The organism is Arthrobacter sp. TJ-178 (genome assembly GCF_058269275.1).
On the sequence record NZ_JBZCNK010000002.1, the window covers coordinates 506,631 to 525,814 of the forward strand.

General features: G+C 65.3%; 19 protein-coding genes. 12 read left to right on the forward strand and 7 right to left on the reverse strand.

What is annotated here, in order from left to right:
• Positions 1–62: 62 nt before the first annotated feature.
• Together AC4D2Q_RS08595 and AC4D2Q_RS08600 are read right to left on the reverse strand one after the other, a co-directional pair.
• Entirely contained in the window at positions 63–1,109 is a 1,047-nt protein-coding gene (locus AC4D2Q_RS08595; RefSeq protein WP_490946046.1) for a 2Fe-2S iron-sulfur cluster-binding protein, read from the reverse strand.
• The gene (locus AC4D2Q_RS08600) at positions 1,106–2,008 is read right to left on the reverse strand and encodes an alpha/beta fold hydrolase (RefSeq protein ID WP_490946047.1); all 903 of its coding nucleotides are present in this window, start codon (positions 2,006–2,008) and stop codon (positions 1,106–1,108) included. Before AC4D2Q_RS08600 ends, AC4D2Q_RS08595 begins: the two co-directional genes overlap by 4 nt.
• A 222-nt stretch (positions 2,009–2,230) precedes the next feature.
• Between AC4D2Q_RS08600 and AC4D2Q_RS08605 the strand changes: the two genes are divergently transcribed.
• The 3 genes from AC4D2Q_RS08605 to AC4D2Q_RS08615 all read left to right on the forward strand — a co-directional run bounded on the left by AC4D2Q_RS08605 (position 2,231) and on the right by AC4D2Q_RS08615 (position 4,933).
• Positions 2,231–3,415, forward strand: coding sequence for an acyl-CoA dehydrogenase family protein (locus tag AC4D2Q_RS08605; RefSeq protein WP_490946048.1), 1,185 nt, complete (start codon positions 2,231–2,233; stop codon positions 3,413–3,415).
• A 45-nt stretch (positions 3,416–3,460) separates the two neighbouring features.
• Positions 3,461–4,387, forward strand: coding sequence for a VOC family protein (locus AC4D2Q_RS08610; protein ID WP_490946049.1), 927 nt, complete (start codon positions 3,461–3,463; stop codon positions 4,385–4,387).
• A gap of 90 nt (positions 4,388–4,477) precedes the next feature.
• Positions 4,478–4,933 (forward strand): nuclear transport factor 2 family protein, encoded by a 456-nt coding sequence (locus AC4D2Q_RS08615; protein ID WP_490946050.1) that lies wholly within the window; start codon positions 4,478–4,480, stop codon positions 4,931–4,933.
• 19 nt (positions 4,934–4,952) lie between these two features.
• On the opposite strand, the gene AC4D2Q_RS08620 is transcribed toward AC4D2Q_RS08615, so the two are convergent.
• A complete protein-coding gene (locus AC4D2Q_RS08620) occupies positions 4,953–5,768 on the reverse strand; it encodes an IclR family transcriptional regulator (protein WP_490926985.1) in 816 nt (271 codons plus the stop codon).
• Positions 5,769–6,024: 256 nt separating this feature from the next.
• Between AC4D2Q_RS08620 and AC4D2Q_RS08625 the strand changes: the two genes are divergently transcribed.
• From AC4D2Q_RS08625 to AC4D2Q_RS08640, 4 genes are read left to right on the forward strand one after another with little or no spacing between them, the layout of a single operon-like run.
• The gene (locus tag AC4D2Q_RS08625; RefSeq protein ID WP_490946051.1) at positions 6,025–6,840 is read left to right on the forward strand and encodes a 2-keto-4-pentenoate hydratase; all 816 of its coding nucleotides are present in this window, start codon (positions 6,025–6,027) and stop codon (positions 6,838–6,840) included.
• Positions 6,840–7,814 carry an acetaldehyde dehydrogenase (acetylating) gene (locus AC4D2Q_RS08630; protein WP_490946052.1) on the forward strand — a complete coding sequence of 325 codons (975 nt, stop codon included), beginning with the start codon at positions 6,840–6,842 and terminating at the stop codon, positions 7,812–7,814. The genes AC4D2Q_RS08625 and AC4D2Q_RS08630 overlap by 1 nt, the downstream gene beginning before the upstream one ends.
• Before the next feature lie 2 nt (positions 7,815–7,816).
• On the forward strand, positions 7,817–8,824 hold the full coding sequence (gene dmpG, locus AC4D2Q_RS08635; protein WP_490926982.1) for a 4-hydroxy-2-oxovalerate aldolase: 1,008 nt from the start codon (positions 7,817–7,819) through the stop codon (positions 8,822–8,824).
• Positions 8,825–8,855: 31 nt separating this feature from the next.
• Entirely contained in the window at positions 8,856–10,058 is a 1,203-nt protein-coding gene (locus tag AC4D2Q_RS08640; protein WP_490946053.1) for a flavin reductase, read from the forward strand.
• On the opposite strand, the gene AC4D2Q_RS08645 is transcribed toward AC4D2Q_RS08640, so the two are convergent.
• The 3 genes from AC4D2Q_RS08645 to AC4D2Q_RS08655 form a co-directional block, all read right to left on the reverse strand.
• A complete protein-coding gene (locus AC4D2Q_RS08645) occupies positions 10,055–11,344 on the reverse strand; it encodes a TetR/AcrR family transcriptional regulator (protein WP_490946054.1) in 1,290 nt (429 codons plus the stop codon). The two genes, AC4D2Q_RS08640 and AC4D2Q_RS08645, sit on opposite strands and share 4 nt — an antisense overlap.
• 137 nt (positions 11,345–11,481) lie before the next feature.
• Positions 11,482–11,949, reverse strand: coding sequence for an acyl-CoA thioesterase (locus AC4D2Q_RS08650; RefSeq protein ID WP_400927133.1), 468 nt, complete (start codon positions 11,947–11,949; stop codon positions 11,482–11,484).
• Between the two features lie 25 nt (positions 11,950–11,974).
• Complete coding sequence (locus AC4D2Q_RS08655; protein ID WP_490946055.1) at positions 11,975–12,964, reverse strand: LLM class flavin-dependent oxidoreductase; 990 nt, start codon at positions 12,962–12,964, stop codon at positions 11,975–11,977.
• Between the two features lie 213 nt (positions 12,965–13,177).
• On the opposite strand from AC4D2Q_RS08655, the gene AC4D2Q_RS08660 reads away from it, so the two are divergent.
• The 3 genes from AC4D2Q_RS08660 to putP all read left to right on the forward strand — a co-directional run bounded on the left by AC4D2Q_RS08660 (position 13,178) and on the right by putP (position 16,795).
• Positions 13,178–13,492 (forward strand): DUF3253 domain-containing protein, encoded by a 315-nt coding sequence (locus AC4D2Q_RS08660; protein ID WP_490946056.1) that lies wholly within the window; start codon positions 13,178–13,180, stop codon positions 13,490–13,492.
• A gap of 228 nt (positions 13,493–13,720) precedes the next feature.
• The gene (locus tag AC4D2Q_RS08665) at positions 13,721–15,109 is read left to right on the forward strand and encodes an aspartate aminotransferase family protein (protein ID WP_490946057.1); all 1,389 of its coding nucleotides are present in this window, start codon (positions 13,721–13,723) and stop codon (positions 15,107–15,109) included.
• Positions 15,110–15,283: 174 nt separating this feature from the next.
• On the forward strand, positions 15,284–16,795 hold the full coding sequence (gene putP, locus AC4D2Q_RS08670; protein ID WP_490946058.1) for a sodium/proline symporter PutP: 1,512 nt from the start codon (positions 15,284–15,286) through the stop codon (positions 16,793–16,795).
• A 49-nt stretch (positions 16,796–16,844) separates the two neighbouring features.
• On the opposite strand, the gene AC4D2Q_RS08675 is transcribed toward putP, so the two are convergent.
• On the reverse strand, positions 16,845–17,807 hold the full coding sequence (locus AC4D2Q_RS08675; RefSeq protein ID WP_490946059.1) for an L-lactate dehydrogenase: 963 nt from the start codon (positions 17,805–17,807) through the stop codon (positions 16,845–16,847).
• 199 nt (positions 17,808–18,006) lie between these two features.
• Between AC4D2Q_RS08675 and AC4D2Q_RS08680 the strand changes: the two genes are divergently transcribed.
• The gene (locus AC4D2Q_RS08680; RefSeq protein WP_490946060.1) at positions 18,007–18,444 is read left to right on the forward strand and encodes a hypothetical protein; all 438 of its coding nucleotides are present in this window, start codon (positions 18,007–18,009) and stop codon (positions 18,442–18,444) included.
• On the forward strand, positions 18,441–19,148 hold the full coding sequence (locus tag AC4D2Q_RS08685) for a hypothetical protein (RefSeq protein ID WP_490946061.1): 708 nt from the start codon (positions 18,441–18,443) through the stop codon (positions 19,146–19,148). The genes AC4D2Q_RS08680 and AC4D2Q_RS08685 overlap by 4 nt, the downstream gene beginning before the upstream one ends.
• The last annotated feature ends 36 nt before the right edge of the window (positions 19,149–19,184 follow it).

The window sequence follows — 19,184 nt, forward strand, 5'->3', positions numbered from 1 at the left end:
AGAGCATAAAGAAGGAGAGCCGGAAACGGCTCTCCTTCTTTATGCTCTGTGGTCGGCGAACCTTATTCGTCGTACGTGATCTTAACGGGCCCGGCGACGGGCACAGCCTGGCACGCCAGCACGTACCCGTCCCGAAGGTCCGCTGCGTCCAGCACCTCGTTGTTCTCCATGCGGACTTCACCCTGGAGAACCCGGCAGGTGCAGGCGCTGCAGGCACCCTCCCGGCAGGAGTACGGTGCATCCAGTCCGGCATTGAGCAGAACATCCAGCAGCCGGTTTCCGCCGGACCAGGGCACGGTGCGGCTGACGCCGTCGAGTTGAACATCCACAACTGTGTCTGTTCCGGAGCCGTCGCTGACCGCCGTTTCCACCGGCGCAAAGGGATCGGTACCAAGCGAGGCAAAGCGTTCAATATGGATCTGCCCGGACGGCATGCCCAGGCCTTCAAGTGCCCTCCCGACGCAGTCCATGAACGGCCCCGGGCCGCAGATGAAGACTTCGCGGTTCAGATAGGGCGCGGACAGTGCGCCAAGAGCCGCTTCATCGGGCAAGCCCTGCACGGTCCCCAGCCAATGGATGACTGTGAGCCGGCCCGGATGTGCCTTGCCAAGGGCAATGAGCTCCTCGCGGAAGATCACCGATGCTTCATCCTGGTTGGCGTAGATCAGGGTTACCAGGCCGGTTCCGGCGGCCAGCACTGATTTGAGGATGGACATCACCGGAGTAATTCCGCTGCCGCCGGCAAAGAGAAGGAAATCGTCGGTCAGCGAGCGCGGGGTGAAAGTTCCGGCGGGCCGGAGCACCTCCAGGAGGTTGCCCTCCACGGCATTGTCGCAGAGCCAGTTTGAGCCGTAGCCCTCCCTGGTGCGCTTGACGGTAACTTTGAGCTTCTCGTCGTGCACCGGCGTGCTGCACAGCGAATAGCATCTGGCTGCACCGCCGCCGCGTTCGCTCGGGATCCGGATGGTCAGGAACTGTCCCGGCTTATAGCTGAAAGGTGTGTGGTCTTCGCCTTCGGGTTCCAGAACCAGGGTGTGCGCGTCCGCCGTCTCCCGGATCACCTCGACGACGCGCACCCGCAGCGGAGTGACTGTTGCTGAACTGCTCACTGTTTTGCCTCTTTCCGCCGCAGGAAAGCAAGAACCGTGCTTTCAAAGGCGTCTTTCTGTTCGATCATGGCCCAGTGGCCGCAATTGGGGAAAACGTGCAGTTCCACGTCCGGGATGGTCCGCATGGGCACCAGCACTCCGTCCAGCGGGGAGACCCGGTCATCACGGCCCCAGGTGATCAGGGTTTTGGCCTTGAGCCGGTGGAGCTGGGCCCAGGCGGGCGCGGCGTCGGAAGCCGCGGCACCTGCTGCGGCCGCCTTCATGGCCGCCCGGGTATACATTTTCCGCGCACTGCTCAGGGTCTGCGGGTCGGTGGCTTGTTCCCAGCGCTGGTTGATCAGTTCTTCGGTCACCAGGGACTGGTCATACACCATGGACTGCAGCCACTGGATGAGCCGTTCCCGGGTGGGGTCCTCGGTAAAAGCGACCAGCAGGTTGATGCCCTCGGACGGGGAGGAGCTGAAAAGGTTCACGCCCATGCCGCCCAGCGTCACCAGCCGGCGGACCCGTTCCGGATGGGCGATCGCGTACCGTGTACCAACCATCCCGCCCATCGAATTGCCGATGATGTCCACCTGGTCCAGGCCCAGGCCGTCGAGCAGGTCCGTGACGGCCTGGATGCCAGCCGGCATTGGATGCTGGTCGCTGGGATCGCTGACACCGAAGCCCGGGAATTCCAGCACGTAGCAGTGGAAGTGCTCGGCGAAGGACTTCAGAATGCCGCCGAAATTCCCCAGGCCGGTAACCCCTGGTCCGGAGCCGTGCAGGAAAACCAGCGGCGGTCCGTCGCCTGCCTCGTGATAGCGCAGCACCCCTTGTTCGGTCTGCAGCTCCTGCAGGGAAATGTCCGCGCTGGGGAGATCCGCTTTACCCGTTTCATGGCGAAGGTCCGTGGTCATTTTATGGCTCCTCGATGGACGAGTTACGTAGGTCTGTCAAAACCATAATCAGCACCCCTGCCGGCAGCGGCGCAGGTCCCGATCACCGGGATGAATGGCCCTGTTCATCCACCCGCCCGGCAATCCCAGTGACCGAGACATTCAAGGCTCCCCGGGAGCAGCACGCCTAGGTTTTCACCAGCGGCGGCGGAAATGCCCCGAAGAGAAAGCGAGATGCGTGCAATGACCATTACTGCAAGTTCAGATGTGCTGACCGAGCGCGGTGAGGAGCTTCGCTCCTATGGCCAGGTAAACGAAGACCTGGGCAAACTCAGCGACGGTACCGTGGACATCCTGCGCCAAAGCGGGGTCATGAAGCTGCTTGCACCGGTGGAATACGGCGGCACGCGGGCGCACCCGGCCGAGTTCGCCGAGACGGTCATGAAGATCGCCGCCCTCGACGGCGCTGCGGGCTGGGTTTCCGGCGTCGTCGGCGTCCACCCCTGGGAACTGGACATCATGTCCCCCAAGCTGCAGGAGGAAATCTGGGGCCGGGACGAGGACACCTGGGTCTCCTCCCCTTACGCCCCCATGGGGGTGGCCACCCCGGTCGACGGCGGCTACAAGGTCAACGGTCACTGGCAGTTCTCCACGGGCACCGATCATGCCAGCTGGGTGATTCTGGGAGCCTTCATCGGTGATGCCGAGGGTAAGCCGCTGAAGCCGGTCCAGTCCGTGCACATTGTGGTTCCCCGCGCCGATTACACCATTGTTGAAGATTCCTGGGATGTGGTGGGCCTGAAAGGCACCGGCAGCAAGGATGTCATCATCAAGGACGCTTTTGTCCCCGAATACCGGGTGGTGCTGCAGTCCGAGCTCTTTGAAGGCAAGACGGCCCGCGAGGCCGGCAAGACCGAACCCATCCACCGCATCCCCTTCTACTGCCTGTTCCCGCTGGGGCTCACCTCAGCAGTGATCGGCATCGCCGAGGGTGCCCTGCATTCCCACCTGGAGTACCAGCGCCACCGCCAGCAGGGCAACGGCACCAAGAGCACGCAGGACCCGTACAGCATGTATGCCGTCAGCGAGGCCGCCGGCGAGATCCGGGCGTCCCGCGCAGCATTGCTGGACAACATCAGCCGCATCTACGACACGGTGGCTGCGGGCCGCGACGTTTCCCTGGAGCAGCGGGCCGTGGGCCGCCGGACGCAGATCCAGGCCGCGTGGCGGGCCACTGCCGCCGTCGATACCATCCTGTCCCGCTCCGGCGGAAACGGTTTGCGCATGAATAACCCCATCCAGCGTTTCTGGCGCGACGCCCACATGGGCCTTGCCCACGCCATCCACGTACCCGGGCCCACTTACCACGCGGCTGTCCTCACCGAACTGGGGATGGAACCGCCCGCCAACCTGACGTCGATGGTCTAAAACTTCCGGATGACATCAACCCCCAACAGTAAAGCGAGGAAGCACATGACTCACATCAAGGGACTGGGCTATCTGAAGGTCCAAACCAAGCACATTGACCGCTGGCGTGAACTGACTGTCGAAGGTCTTGGCTTTGCCGAAACCGTGGGCCCCGACCCGGACGGCCTGTACCTGCGGATGGATGAACGGGAATCACGCCTGATCGTCCTTCCCGGCGAGAAGGATGCAGTAGTGGCCGTGGGCTGGGAGGTCCGCGACCAGTTTGGCCTGGCTGCCGTGGCCAAGGCCGTGGAGGACGCCGGCATCAGCGTCACCTGGCTGACCGAGGAGGAAAATGACCAGCGGGGCCTGGAGCAGGTCATCACCTTCACCGATCCCGGCGGCACACCCGTGGAGGTCTTCTTCGGTCCGCGCCTGGACCACAGCCCCCTGATCACCGGCTACGCGCAGAAGTTTGTCACCGGCGCCCAGGGCATGGGCCACGTGGTGCTGCCCACCACCGCCATGGGGGAAACGACGTCGTTCTACACCGACGTCCTGGGCTTCCTGCCGCGCGGTGCCGTACGACTGGGTCCGAGCCGGCCCGCCGTCCGGTTCCGTTTCTTCGGTGTGAACCAGCGCCACCACAGCCTGGCCATCGGCCCGGCCCCGCACGGCGAAGAGCCGGGTCTGGTTCACCTGATGGTGGAGGTTGAGGACCTGGACACGGTTGGCCGCGCACTGGACAAGGTCACCAAGCTGGGCTTCAGCCTCTCGGCTGCCCTGGGCCGCCACACCAACGACAAGATGGTGTCCTTCTACGTCCGCGCACCCGGCGGCTGGGACATAGAGTTCGGCACCGCCGGCATGCTCGTGGACGAGTCCTACTACACGGCTGAGGAAATCACCTCCGAAAGCTATTGGGGCCATGACCATTCCGCCGGTGAGCCCCTGGCCGCCTTCACACCGCCGCAGGCAGTGGCCGCGCTCTAGGAACAGACCTGCAGATCAGGCCGGCGGCGGAGGAGCCCTCAGATGCACCTCCGCCGCCGGCCTCTGCTTCCCTTTCCCGGAAGGAACCCGATGGATACTCTCCCGGCGCAGCCAGCGGCAACCCGCACTGCGGCCACCGACGTCGAACAGCTCCAGAAGCTGATGCACCGGTATTCCGCATGCCTGGACAACGGACGGCTGGATGAGCTGGTCTCCCTGTTCGCGGACGACGGCGTGTGGGACGGCAGTGCATGGGGGCTCGCGGAGATTTCGGGCACGGCAGACCTGCGTGCGTTCTTCCACGCCACCATCAATGCCCACGCGGGTTCGGGCACAGTTCATCTGGTCTTCAACCACATTATTGACGTCGCTTCAGACACCGCCTCCGCCACCGCGTATTTTCAAGCCTTCGGCCTGAACCCGGACGGTACCCGGAAGGACTCCCTCGGCCTGTACACGGACCAGTTTGTGCGCATCGGTTCAGAATGGAAATTCAGCCGCAGATCCGTCCGGGCCGTGCTGAATCCCCCGGCATCCGGGGGCTAGCGCCGGCCGGTGACCGGGATCAGCAGGGGAACAGAGCGGCGGATATCTGGCGGGCGGCGTCGATCACCAGCGGAGCCATCCGCTCCAGAGGGTCCTCGCTGCGGCCCACCAGCGAAATGCTTGCCACGGGCTTACTGCGCCGGCCGCGGATCGCCGCTCCCACGCAGGCAATGCCTTCGTAGCTTTCGCCGGCCTCGTAGGCCAGACCGCCCCGCTGCCGGATGCGGTGAAGTTCGGCGTACAGGCTCTGGGGGTCGCTGATGGTCCGGCCGGTGTGGGGATGGAGCCCGTTCTTGAAGAGCTCATCAAGCTGCTCGGGGGTCATCCAGGCGAGCATGGACTTGCCCAGCGCGGTTGCATGCGCCGGAGCGCTGCCGCCCACGCGGGACGGAACCGCTGCCGCAGCGCGGCCGCCAACCTTGTCCAGGTAATGGATGCTGGGACCTTTAAGGACCGCGAGGTGCACCACCATTCCCGTACGCATGGCCAGGGTGTGCAGCAACGGCGCAGCTTCGGCGCGGATGCGGCTGTGGCCGTCGTCGAGGCCGCAGAACTGCAGCGACCGCCAGCCCATGCCGTACCCCTCCGGCGTGTGCTCAAGCCAGCCCAGCTGAACCAGCTGGTCCAGAATCCGGTGTGTGGTTGACCGGGGCAGGCTGGTCCGGGTGGCAATCTCGTCCAGCAGGAGCCGGACATCGCGCGCATCGAACGCTTCCATGATCAGCGTCATCCGACCCGCCATGGAGGGCGGCAGCCCGCCTTCGGGAACGGGCGCCAGGGTTCCGGCCGCGGAGGGCCAGGCCACGGTCCGCCGGGAACCTGTTGAAATACTCATCGGTCCTCCCCCGGAACCGGACCAGCTGAAAGCGTGTGGGGCATCTGTCGGAACGGATACATGGCTGAGCGACCTCCTTGGCACAACAACCTAAAACGGAACAATGTGGGCTAAACCACATCGCGTGGCTTCACTGTACACATCACTACAGGACTGCGGCAATAGCGGCCGCCGCTCCGTTCCATCCCGCTCTGCGGGACTGTCCGGCCCGGCCTGCAGCCTCCGCGCAATACTGAAGCCTCATTTGGGAGGACTAATGGCTTCACCTATCACCACAGCACCCGCTTCCGCGGGGACGATTGCAGAACTGGGCGCACGCCTGCGCCGCGCCGAATGCGACGGCGTCGCAGTTGACCCGATCAGGGAAGCACTGGAAGACGGCGGAATTGCTGCCGCCTATGCAGTGCAGCGCGCCAATGAAGACGTCTGGATTGCCTCCGGCCGCCGCGTCGTCGGACGCAAGATCGGCCTCACCTCCAAGGCGGTGCAAGCCCAGATGGGTGTCGACCAGCCGGATTTCGGGGTCCTCTTCGCTGACATGTGCCTCGCGGACGGCGAAACCCTGGGAGCCGGGGACGTTCTGCAGCCCCGGGTGGAGGCCGAGGTGGCGCTGGTCCTGAAGAAGGACCTGCCCGAACCGGACACCACCCTGCCCGAACTCATCGCAGCCGTGGATTATCTGCTGCCCGCCATCGAAATTGTCGGCTCCAGGATCCGGGACTGGAACATCTCCATCCTGGACACCATCGCGGACAACGCCTCCAGCGGAAAAATCGTCACCGGAACACGCCCCGTGTCCCCCGCGGCCCTGGATCTGGCGGCCGCCGGCATGGTCATGGAAGTCAACGGAGCGGTGGCCTCCGTGGGCTCCGGCGCCGCGTGCCTGGGCCATCCGTACCGGGCGGCACTGTGGCTGGTTCGGCGCATGGCCGAACTGGAAAGACCCCTGCACGACGGCGACATTCTGATGACCGGAGCCCTTGGGCCCATGGTGAATTTCGGTCCGGGCTCCCACGCAGTTGCACACATCCAGGGACTCGGACAGGTCCGCATCACACATGAGGAGAAATAGTGGAATCCAACAGACGCTGGCCAGTGGCAATCATCGGCTCCGGAAACATCGGCACGGATCTCATGATCAAGGTGCTGCGCGGATCCGGACGGCTGGAAATGGGCGCCATGGTTGGCATTGATCCGGAGTCCGACGGGCTTCGGAGGGCCGCGGGCATGGGCATCCCCACCACCTCCGACGGCATCCAGGGCCTGCTCAACCTGCCGAACTTCAAGGACATCAGGGTGGTGTTTGATGCCACCAGCGCCTCGGCGCACCTGAGCAACTGGGAGCTGCTCAAGGACACCGGCGTCCGGGTCCTGGACCTGACGCCGGCCTCCGTCGGTCCCTACTGCGTGCCGGTGGTCAACCTTGAGGAGCACCTTGAGGAACCCAACCTGAACATGGTCACCTGCGGCGGGCAGGCCACCGTTCCCATGGTGGCCGCCGTCTCGCGGGTGGCGCCGGTACGCTACGCCGAGATCGTGTCCTCCGTGGCCTCACGCTCCGCAGGACCCGGCACCCGGGCGAACATCGACGAGTTCACCGAAACCACATCCCGGGCACTGGTGGAGGTGGGCGGCGCCGCGACAGGCAAAGCCATCATCATCATGAACCCGGCCGAACCGCCGATGCTGATGCGCAACACGGTGTACGCCCTGGTGGAGGGCTCCCCGGACCACGCCGCCATCGAGTCATCCGTCCTGTCCATGGCGGAGCAGGTGCAGAAGTACGTTCCCGGCTACAAGCTCAAGCAGGACGTGCAGTTTGAAACCTTCGGTCCGGAGAACGCACTTCACATCCCCGGCACCGGCCGCTTTGAAGGCACCCGCGTCACGGTGATGCTGGAAGTGACCGGCGCCGCGCACTACCTCCCGGCCTATGCAGGGAACCTGGACATCATGACCTCCGCAGCCATGGCCGTTGCCGACCGCTGGGCAGAACGCGCAGGGTTCCCCGAACAGCCCGTCGCCGCGGCGATGCAGGAGGCATAACCATGAGCAGGCTCTACATTTCCGACGTCACGCTTCGTGACGGCATGCATGCGATCAAGCACCAGTACACCGTGGACCAGGCGGTGGCGATCGCCACCGCCCTGGACGACGCCGGCGTCGCCTCCATCGAGGTTGCGCACGGAGACGGCATCAACGGGTCCTCCTGTGTTTACGGCTTCGGCGCCCATACCGACCTCGAGTGGATTTCCGCCGTGGCCGGCGTGGTGAAGCAGGCGAAGGTTGCCACCCTGGCGCTGCCCGGCATCGCCACCATCCACCATCTCAAGGACGCCCACAGTGCAGGCGCTTCGGTGGTCCGCGTGGCAACGCACTGCACCGAAGCGGACGTTTCAGCGCAGCACATTGGCGCGGCGCGGGAACTGGGCATGGACACCGTGGGCTTCCTGATGATGTCCCACATGAGTCCGGCAGCCGAGCTGGCGCAGCAGGCCAAGCTGATGGAAAGCTACGGGGCCACCTGCGTCTACGTGGTTGATTCCGGCGGCGCACTGACCATGCCGGGTGTGGCTGAGCGGGTGGATGCATTCCGGCAGGTGCTGGATCCCGCCACGGAGATTGGCATCCATGCCCATGAGAACCTGTCGCTGAGCGTCGCCAACTCGCTGACCGCGGTGGAGCACGGCGCCAACCGGGTGGATGCTTCGCTGGCCGGCATGGGTGCCGGAGCAGGCAATGCTCCGTTGGAGGCCTTCATCGCCGCTGCGGACAAGTTCGGAATGGATCACGGCTGCAACCTTCCGGCCCTGATGGATGCCGCCGATGACCTGGTCCGCCCGATCCAGGACCGCCCGGTCCGGGTGGACCGGGAAACCCTCTCCCTCGGCTATGCCGGGGTCTACTCCAGCTTCCTGCGCCATGCCGAAACGGCCAGCAGCCGGTACGGAATCCCCACCACGGACATCCTGATGGAGCTGGGCAAGCGCCGCATGGTCGGCGGCCAGGAAGACATGATCGTGGACGTGGCCCTGGACCTGCTGGCCAGTAAGTAGCCGGACAAACGGCGGATGAAAGGCATAGACGATGAGCGAAATCAGTAACGGTGAACAGCGCACCGCGATCAGCGATCCGCTGGTATTCCGCAACGTGCTGGGCCACTTCCCCACCGGGGTGGTCCTGATCACCGGCATAGCCGACGACGGCGAGCCGGTGGGCATGATCGTGGGTTCCTTCACCTCGGTGTCCCTGGATCCGCCGCTGGTGGCGTTCCTTCCCACCGTCGCCTCGCAGACCTTCAAGCGCCTGCGGACGGCCGGTTCGTTCTGCGTCAATGTGCTGGCGGCGGACCAGGAAGACGTATGCCGGCGGTTTGCGGGGCGGACTGCCAACAAGTTCGACGGCGTCTCCTGGCATCCGTCCCCGCTCGGCGCCCCGGTGCTGGATTCAGTGGTGGCCTACATCGACTGCACCTTTGAGTCCATCAGCGACGCCGGCGATCACCTGATTGTGCTGGGTGCCGTCCAGGAACTGCAGGTGTGCAGTCCGGTGGCTCCGCTGCTGTTCTTCCAGGGCGGCTACGGACGGTTTGCGCCGCTTTCACTCAGCGCACCCTTCGAAGCGGACCTCATCACCGGGGTGCGGCTGGCCGAACGGGGCCGGGAGGAAATGGACCGGCTTGCGGAGCGCTTTGACGCAGAGTGCACTGCAATGGCCGTGATCAGCGATCAGATGGCGGTCAACGTTGCTGTTGCCGGAACGGGTCCCGGGACGGCAGACCGCCTCGGGGAACGAATTCCGCTCATGCCTCCCCTGGGTGAGCTGTGCCTGGCCTGGGAGGATGCGGACACCGTGGACCGGTGGCTGTCCAGGGCCCTGCCCAGCGACGAGTGCACCCCCGAGGAATACCGCGGCCGCCTCGAAGCAGTGCGCAGCCGCGGCTGGTCCATGACGATGCGCGGAGAGTACAAGGACGAGCAAATCTACGAAGCCCTGCGCGAGTACTCCTCCGGGGTTTATACGCCGGCACAGGAACGCGAGATCCGGCAGATCATTTCCCGCACCTCCAGCAGCTATGCTCCGGTGGTCCTGGAACAGGGCCGGCTGTACGACGTCGACTCCCTGCTGGCGCCGGTATTTGATTCAGAGGGCAAGGTCCGCCTGGTCCTGCGCATCGCCAACCTTCCCCGGCAGGCGGATTCTGCCGCCATTCAGGGCTGGGCGGATGAGCTCCAGCGGGCGGCCCGGAAAGTGGGCGCGGACGCTGACATGGTGAAGGTGGATGCCTAGGCGCTGAACGCCGGCGTGTTGCCGTCCTGCATCAGGGCGGCAACACGGTGCAGTGCCGTGCTCGTCAGATCGGCCAGCAGCTCCGGATCCCAGGGCCCCTCATCAATCTGCCTGCTCAGCATCAGGCCGTCCAGGATCCGGAAGAGGCATTCGGACAGGTAGGCGGCCAGCTGGAAGCGCTCTTCCTGCTCCAGCTCCGGAGCCAGCACGCTGCGGAACCATTCATCGGTCATGCTTTGCATGCTTTGCAGCACGGGCTCCAGACGCTGGGTGCCGGCATCGGAACCGCTAACCGTCCGCAGCAACAGCAACAGCCCCAACCTGCGGATCCGGGTCCGGGCCGTAAACCCCTCAAGCGTATTCAGGAGCAGTCCCTTGAGGACAACGGACCAGTCACCGTCGGAAGGGCGCGGCTGCATTTGGGGCTTTGCGTTGTCCCACCCGCGGCAGGCGTTGTCCACCACTGTGGCCATCAATTCGTCTTTGTCCTTGAAGGACCAGTACAGCGAACTGGCCGGCAGGGCTGCCTTTTCGCATACCCGGGCCACCGTGACGCCGTCGTAGCCGAACTCCACAATGGTGTCCTCGGCGGCCCGCAGGAATACATCCCGGGTGCTCTCTTCGCCGTCCTGGGCCGGCGGGGCGGGAGCAGGAGCCTGCCGGTCTGAATCCAGGGGCCGGGCGGAGGCCAGTTCGACGGCCCGGTCCGCTGCAGCATCCAGGCACGCAGCAATCATCCAGGTGACGCGGTCGTCGTCGAGCTCCTGTGTGCCGTGCCGCTGGATGAATTCACTGTCGCGGATAGCAATGGTCAGCCGCCCCAGCAGCAGCGCAGCCGCCCTTCTCTGCTCCAAGCCCGCGGGCAGGGTGCGTTCCCACCACTTCGCCAGCCACTGCGTGCTTTCGCGGCGGATCTGCAGGAATCGGGCCCGTGCGGGCGAATCAACCCGGGGGCGGACCACGGAAATGGAGAGGCCGAAACGCCAGTAGGCCATGGTGTCGTCAATCCGGGGAAACTGCAGGATGTTGCTGTACAAATCAGCTGTCCGGGACTGCCCCGGCGGCGAGTCCAGCCAGTTGGGAATGGACTGCGACTGCACCTCAAAGGCACGTTCCAGCGCGGCGGCGAACAGCTGGTCCTTGTCAGAGAAGTGCCAGTAGATGGAGCTGGCCGAGAGACCTGTGGACTTCCGGATCATGGACAGCTTGGTGCCCTCGTATCCGTGGCGGGCGGCCAAAAGCATGGCTTCCTCAAGAATCCGCGTACGGGTCTGAGCCCCCTGCATATTCTTTCGGTCTGTCTTGCGCTGCGTCACGAACCCACCTGTTGATCTCTGCAGAAGCGTTGTGCGCTCCTGTTGGCCTCCACCCTAGCCAACACGGCGCGGGCGGACTCCGCCAGTCCCGCTGGGCAGGAGAACGGTTAGAAGACGGACGGGCCCAGATACGGGACCATGAGCTGCTTTTGTTCCGGGGAGACCCGCAGCAGCCTGCCGGTTCCGCCGTCGACAAAGGCCAGTGTTGTTTCGGCCTTGGCGCACGGTTCCGCCGTCACCGGATCGCGGATGACGTAGGCAATTGTCAGGCTGGCAGCCTTCAGCGCACTGATCCACACGGCTATGTCAGCGGGAATGTTGCGGTAGGTGAGCGGAGACAGATACTTCACGCGGTGCTCGGCCACCAGCGCCTGGGTGCCTTCAGGCACGTTATTGAAGAGTGCGACGACGGGTTCCCGCCCCGGCCCGCCCGTACCACCGGGCGGGCCGAAGGCGTGGATCCGTGCTTCTTCCAGAATTCGCAGGATCTCCACGTTATTCACGTGGCCGTAGGCGTCCATGTCCCCCCAGCGCATGCCGACGGAACACTGGATGACCTGCGGAGTTTCAATCATGCTTCGTTTCTAGCACAGGCCCGCGTTATGCCCCGGCAAGCTCCGTCACGCCGGCCAGCAGCTCGAACGAGTGCAGCCGTGATTCAAGGGTCGGAGTCTGGGTGGCAACAATCAGTTCATCGGCGTCGGCATGGGTGGCGAACCAGTCCAGGTATTCGCGGACCTCGGCGGGCGTGCCCACCGCCGAGTAACGACCCATCTGCTTGACCTGCTGCCCGCCCGGGGACTCCAGGATGAGGTCGGCTTCCTCGGGGGTGAACGTGCGGTCCCGGCCGAAGAGCTGGGTAACCCGCCGGCGCTGCCCGTCCTCGAACATCTGCCGGGCCTCTTCGGAGGTGTCCGCGGCGATGACGTTGACGCCGGCAATAACGTACGGCTCGGCCAGCTGTTCGGAGGGACGGAAGTCCCGGCGGTAGATGGCCACGGCATCCTGAAGCGCCTGCGGAGCAAAGTGCGAAGCGAAGGAGTACGGCAGTCCGAGGGCGGCCGCGAGCTTCGCACCGAACAGGGAGGAGCCAAGAATGTACAGCGGCACATTAGTGCCCTTGCCCGGCGTCGCGTCGATGCCGGAAATGAGGGTGTTGCCGGTCAGGTAGCCCTGCAGCTCCTGCACATCCTGCGGGAAGCTGTCCGAGGACATGGGATCACGGCGCAGGGCGCGCATGGTCTTCTGGTCACTGCCCGGTGCGCGGCCCAGTCCGAGGTCGATCCGACCCGGGAAAAGTGTTTCCAGGGTGCCGAACTGCTCGGCGATGGTCAGCGGCGCGTGGTTGGGCAACATGACTCCCCCGGCTCCGAGCCGGATGGTTTCAGTGTGCGCGGCGATATACCCAATGAGCACGCTGGTCGCCGAGGAGGCGATGGTGGGCATGTTGTGGTGCTCGGCGTACCAGATACGCCGATAGCCCAGCTTTTCGGCGTGCTGCGCCAGGGCGAGGCTGGAGGCGAAGGAATCGCGCGCGGTTTCGCCCTCGTCAATGATGGCCAGATCGAGGATCGAAAGCGGAACAGTCATGGGTTTTCGGCCTTTCGTTGCACGTTGCGCCCTGTGGCTGTTTACCCGGGCACGGTAGGTGCAACGGCGAAGGACCCTGTGTTATTTCACGCTGCCGCTGTGACGCGGCCAGATAACGGGTGAGCCGGCGGACGAAGGAGTCACTCCTGCGTCATAAGCACCCGGTCCCGCGGCTGGTTCCGGGGCGCCGGTTTCCGCGGCACAATGGCCTGCATGGACAACAGCGCTGCGAACAGCGGCACGGGAACGGATACGGGCGCAGGTGCGGGCGCCCGTCAGGACGACGTCGGCCGGCGCCTGGAAGAAACCATCCTGGCCCTGCTCGCGGCGCGGGCGGACACCTCCACCATCTGCCCCTCCGATGCGGCTCGGGCGGTGGCCCCCGACGACTGGCGCCCGTTAATGGACGGTGCCCGGCAGGCAGCCGCCCGGCTGGTGGAACGCGGCGCCGTGGAAATCACGCAGCATGGTGAAGTGGTGGACCTCGCCGAGGCTAAGGGGCCAATCCGTATCCGCGTCAGGCGGTAACCCAAGGCCTTGCCCCGATGCCTTCCGCAAAGGACCGCCGCGGATTATCGTCTCCCGATATTGTCGATAAACGATATCAGTCTGGACCATGGGAGCCTGCGGCACCGTGCTGGCTATCAGCCCGGCGACGGCGACTCGCACACGCACCGAGGCCCACATTTCCTTCCCCGTGGCAAAGTGGTTCCCACATAACGCTTAGACCCGGACCGGCAAAAGGAGAACAGCACCATGAGCACAGCCACTGAACCCGGCACCACGGACGCCACGGTATCCCCCGAAGAACTGGCCGCAGGCCGCCGCGCTTATGAGCTGGACCGCAAGCACGTCTTCCACTCCTGGTCCGCGCAGAAGCAGATCACTCCCATGACCGTCACCCGTGCAGAAGGCTCCTATGTGTGGGACGGCGAAGGGCGGAAGCTGCTGGATTTCTCCTCGCAGCTGGTCAACACCAACATCGGCCACCAGCACCCGAAGGTGGTGGCCGCCATCCAGGAACAGGCCGCCAAACTCTGCACCGTCGCACCCCAGTACGTCAACGACGCCCGGTCCGAAGCAGCCCGGCTGGTCTCCGAACTGACTCCGGGAAACCTGGACACGGTGTTCTTCACCAACGGCGGCGCAGACGCCATTGAACACGCCGTCCGCATGGCCCGCCTGCACACCGGACGCTACAAGGTCCTCTCCGCCTACCGGTCCTATCACGGCGGCACCGCGCTGGCGGTCAACATCACCGGCGACCCGCGCCGGATCCCGAACGACTACGGCACCGCCGGAACCGTGCACTTCCACGCCCCGTTCCTCTACCGGTCCCAGTTCCACGCCAGCACGGAACAGGAAGAATGCCGGCGGGCCCTGGAGCACCTGGAATCCATCATCCAGCTGGAAGGACCCGCGTCCTTTGCCGCCGTCGTGCTGGAGTCCATTCCCGGCACCGCTGGAATCATGGTCCCGCCGCCGGGCTACCTCGCCGGCGTCCGCGAACTGACCCGCCGCTACGGCATCATGTTCATTGCCGACGAGGTCATGGCCGGCTTCGGCCGCTCCGGCAAGTGGTTCGCCGTCGAACACGGCGGGGACGTGGTTCCGGACCTGATCACCTTCGCCAAGGGCATCAACTCCGGCTACGTGCCCCTGGGCGGTGTGGCGATCTCCGATGAAATTGCCGCCACCTTTGCCGACACGGCCTACCCCGGCGGCCTGACCTATTCCGGACATCCGCTGGCCTGCGCCGCAGCCGTGGCGACCATCGGCGCCATGCGCGAGGAAGGCATGGTGGAGAATGCCGCCCGGCTCGGCGAAAACGTGTTCGGACCCGGGCTGGCGGAACTGGCTGCACGGCACCCCAGCATCGGCGAGGTCCGCGGAACCGGTGTCTTCTGGGCCATCGAGCTCGTCAAGGACCGGGAAACCCGGGAGCCGCTTGCCCCGTACGGCGGCTCCAGCCCGGAGATGAACACGCTGATTGCCGCGTGCAAGGACCGCGGGCTGCTGCCCTTCGCCAACTTCAACCGCCTCCACGTGGTGCCGCCGCTGAACATCACCGATGTCCAGGCCCGCGCGGGACTGGACATCCTGGACGAGGTGCTGGCCATCGCGGACGGCTTCGTCAGCGCCTAGCTGCCGCGTCCGGATCATCCCGGCTGGATGATCCGGACCGGCCCGCGGCCTGCCTTGCCCATCCGGGTCCGGGCAGGGACGCCAATTTCCCGCTCACTGTGACGCTTGGCATACTTGGACGGGCTTCCGGGCCCTGACCGAGATACGTAACCAGAGTGAACGGCTAAAAAAACCATGACTGACCAGACGTACAAGTTAATCGCCATGGCGATTTACATGCTCGCCATGCTCGCGATCGGCTGGTGGGCCTACCGGCGCACCACCGATCTTGACGACTACATGCTGGCCGGCCGGGACCTGAAGCCAGGTGTCGCCGCCCTCAGCGCCGGAGCGTCGGACATGTCCGGCTGGCTGCTGATGGGCCTGCCGGGCGCCATCTACGTTTCCGGACTGGTGGAAGGCTGGATCGCCGTCGGCCTTACCGCCGGCGCCTGGCTGAACTGGAAGTTCGTGGCGCCCCGCCTGCGCTCCTACACCCAGGTTTCCAACAACTCCATCACGGTCCCCAGCTTCCTGGAGAACCGGCTCAAGGACCGCTCCCGGGTTCTGCGGGTGGTTTCGGGCCTCATCATCCTGGTGTTCTTCACCTTCTATGTTTCCTCCGGCATGGTGGCCGGCGGCGTCTTCTTTGAAAGCTCCTTCGGCTCCAGCTACCTGGCCGGGATGCTGATCGTGGCCGGCGTGACCATCGCCTACACCCTTTTCGGCGGCTTCCTCGCCGCCAGCTACACCGACGTCGTCCAGGGCCTGATGATGCTCGCCGCCCTGATCCTCGTTCCGGCGGTCGGGCTGACCCAGGTGGGCGGCCTCGGCGGCATGACCGACTCGCTGCGCGAGATCAACCCGGACATGCTGGACCCCATCGCCGGCGGCACCGCCGTCGGCATCGTCTCTGCGCTGGCCTGGGGCCTGGGCTACTTTGGGCAGCCGCACATCATTGTCCGCTTCATGGCTCTGCGCTCACCCCGGGACGCCGTGGCCGGACGCCGGATCGGCGTGGGCTGGATGCTCCTGACCGTCATCGGCGCCCTGATGACCGCCCTGATCGGGGCGGCATACTTCCAGCAGAACAACCTCACCCTGGCTGATCCCGAGGCCGTGTTCCTGGAGCTCTCGCAGATCTTCTTCCATCCGCTGGTGGCCGGCTTCGTCCTGGCGGCCGTCCTGGCCGCGATCATGAGCACCATTTCCTCACAGCTGATCGTCACGTCCTCGGCCCTGGTGGAGGACCTGTACCGGATTGTACTCAAGCGGAACGCGTCGCCGCGTTCCATGGTGATGCTGGGACGGCTGGCCGTGCTGCTGGTCTCCGTGGTCTCCATCCTGATTGCACTGGACCGCAACGCGAGCATCCTGGACCTGGTCGGCTTTGCCTGGGCGGGCTTCGGTTCAGCCTTTGGCCCCACCATCATCCTGGCCCTCTTCTGGCGCCGGCTCAGCACCGCCGGTGCACTGGCCGGCATGATCGGCGGTGCGGTGACCGCCTATGTCTGGGGAACCGTCGAGCTGCCCGGCATCCTGGGCGACGTGTATGAAATCATCCCGGGCTTCCTCGTCAATCTGGTCCTGACCGTGCTGGTCAGCCGTTTCACTTTCAAGCCCTCAGCTGAGATCGACGCCGAATTCGACGACGCCGTGCGAATTTCCAAGGACGGCGCCGAACCGGCAGTGCCCGTCCGCGCCTAGGTCCGCGCGGCCCGGCCGCCGGGCACACTGTTCCGAACACCCTCACCGGCTACACACCAAGTTTGGTGAGGGTGTTCTGCAGCGTCTCTGCGGAAGCCTGCAGGTGCCGTGTTTCGAGGTCGTCCAAGGGCATCTCCAGCATCCGGTAGACGCCGTTGATCCCCACGATCGACGGAAGGGACAGGGCCACACCGTCAATTCCGTAGGCTCCGTGCATGATCGCCGATACCGGCAGCACCGCATTTTGCGCCTGCATGATGGCCTCCACAATCCGCACGCCGGCCAGGCCGATCGCATAGTTCGTGGCACCCTTTCCTTCGATCACCTTGTACGCCGCGGTCACCACATCCTGCGTGACGGCGTCGAGGTATTCCTGCGTAAACACCTGCCGACCGCTGAGCATCCATTCCCGGATCGGTACCGGTCCAATGGAAGCACTGGACCAGACGGGAAATTCCGAGTCCCCGTGCTCGCCAATGATTGTGGCGTGCACGCTGGTCATCAGCACATGCGCTTCGCGCGCCAGCAGCAGCCGCAGCCGGGACGTATCCAGCACGGTGCCCGAGGAGAAGACCCGGTTCCATGGCAGGCCCGAGGCCTTTTGGGCAGCCACGGTCAGGACATCGCAGGGGTTGGTCACGATCACGTACACCGCGTCCGGCGCCTGCTCCATCAGCTGCGTCATGAGGTTCTGGATAATTCCTACGTTGACCCCCGCCAGTTCCAGCCGCGACTGGCCGGGCTTCTGCCGTGCACCGGCGGTGATAACGATGACGTCCGAGCCCGCGAGTGCCTCAATCCGGCCGCCGCCGGTCACAGTGTTGGCGCCGGTGAACTGCGTGCCGTGGGCCAGATCCAGTCCCTCCGCTTCGGCTCTGGCGGCATCAATGTCATAGATGGCGATTTCGCGGGCGGCGTCACGGATGATGGCTGCGTAGGCGAGGGATGTTCCCACGCTCCCCGCGCCCACGATTCCCAGTTTGGTGACCGGTCGAGTGGTGATGTTGGCCATGGCAGAGCCTCGCTCACATAGGATGAATCCCGCTTTCAGCCCATCGTAGGCGAGGGCCTGCAACCTGTGAACGGGCCGGGACTGGCGGAACGGGTTGGACGGGTAACTGACCCCGCTCACACCGACCGGGCACAGACCGTTTCAAAAAGTTGTCACCAGGGGGTAGACAGGACTTTGGACCGCGCGCACACTCGGAAACATGTTCAGTCACCCCGGGGATGACATCCCCGAACCATCGTGGGACAGGGTCCTGACCCACCGGCCTCCGGCAGAACGGGCAGGCGTTGCCGCCCGCTTCGAGGCTGCAGGGTTGTCAGCACTGGAGGTCCAAGCCGTCCTGGCCGACGGCGGGGACCGGCTGTATGCGGCAGCCCTGGCCGGAGCACCCGGCTGGGCGGACCCCTTTGGCGGCATGCTTGCCGCCGCACTGCTCGCCGGAGAAGTTGGGGCCCTGGCGGCCCAGCTGGGCCGCAGGGCTTCCGGTATCCGATCACTCGCCGCGGCGGATTTGCTGGAGGACTTCAGCGCCGTCACGGTTGCTGAAGAGCTGGGCGTGTCCCGGCAGAAAATCTATGACATCGCCCGGGGCGGCCTGCGCGGCCCGCACCTGGACACGGTCCCCTGGAGGTTTCCGTGAAACAGATCAATGAACGCGTCCAGCTTCCCGACGCCAATGACCAGTATCTGGTCCACCCGCTGGATCTGGCAGCCGCCCGCCGGCCTTTCCTGGTTTCGTGGCTGCTGGGCATCATCGGGTCGCCGCAGGTATTCGCGGCCGTCGCCGCCCTCATGTGGGTGCTGAGCAACAACTTCGTGACGCCGTTCATCGCGGCCGGATCAACCCTGCTTTTCGCCAACCTCGCATCGGCGTGGTTCCGGCGCGAAGCCTGGTCCAACATCCCGGGCAAGCGCCGGGATGCTGAGCGGCGTCTGCTGGGACTAAACCTGCTTGCCGCCGTCGTGCAGGCGCTGGCACTGGCAGCCGCGGTGATGATCCTGATCCTGTGGTTCGCCAACCGCGACGTCTCGCCGGAGGTGGTGGCCTTCGCCACCGGTACGGTGACCGCCTTGACCGTCCTGATGGCAGTTGACGTGGTGGTGACAGCCGTCCGGACCCGCAGCGGAGCGGCAGCCCTGGCGCCGGCCGTGAACCTGCTGGCTGTGGCCGCCGTTTCCTGGTGGGGATTCCTGATCATCGCGGGTCGGACCGGACCGCTGGATATCTCCACTTTCATCATGGGAGCCGTGGTGCTGCTTCTCGTGTGGGGCGCGTGGCTGGCGTGGACCTTCTGGCAGCGCCGGCGCACCGCCGGCGGCGGCACAGCGGTGCCGGCTGCTTAACCGGCCTCCCCGAATAGAAGCTGCTGCTCCCCGCCG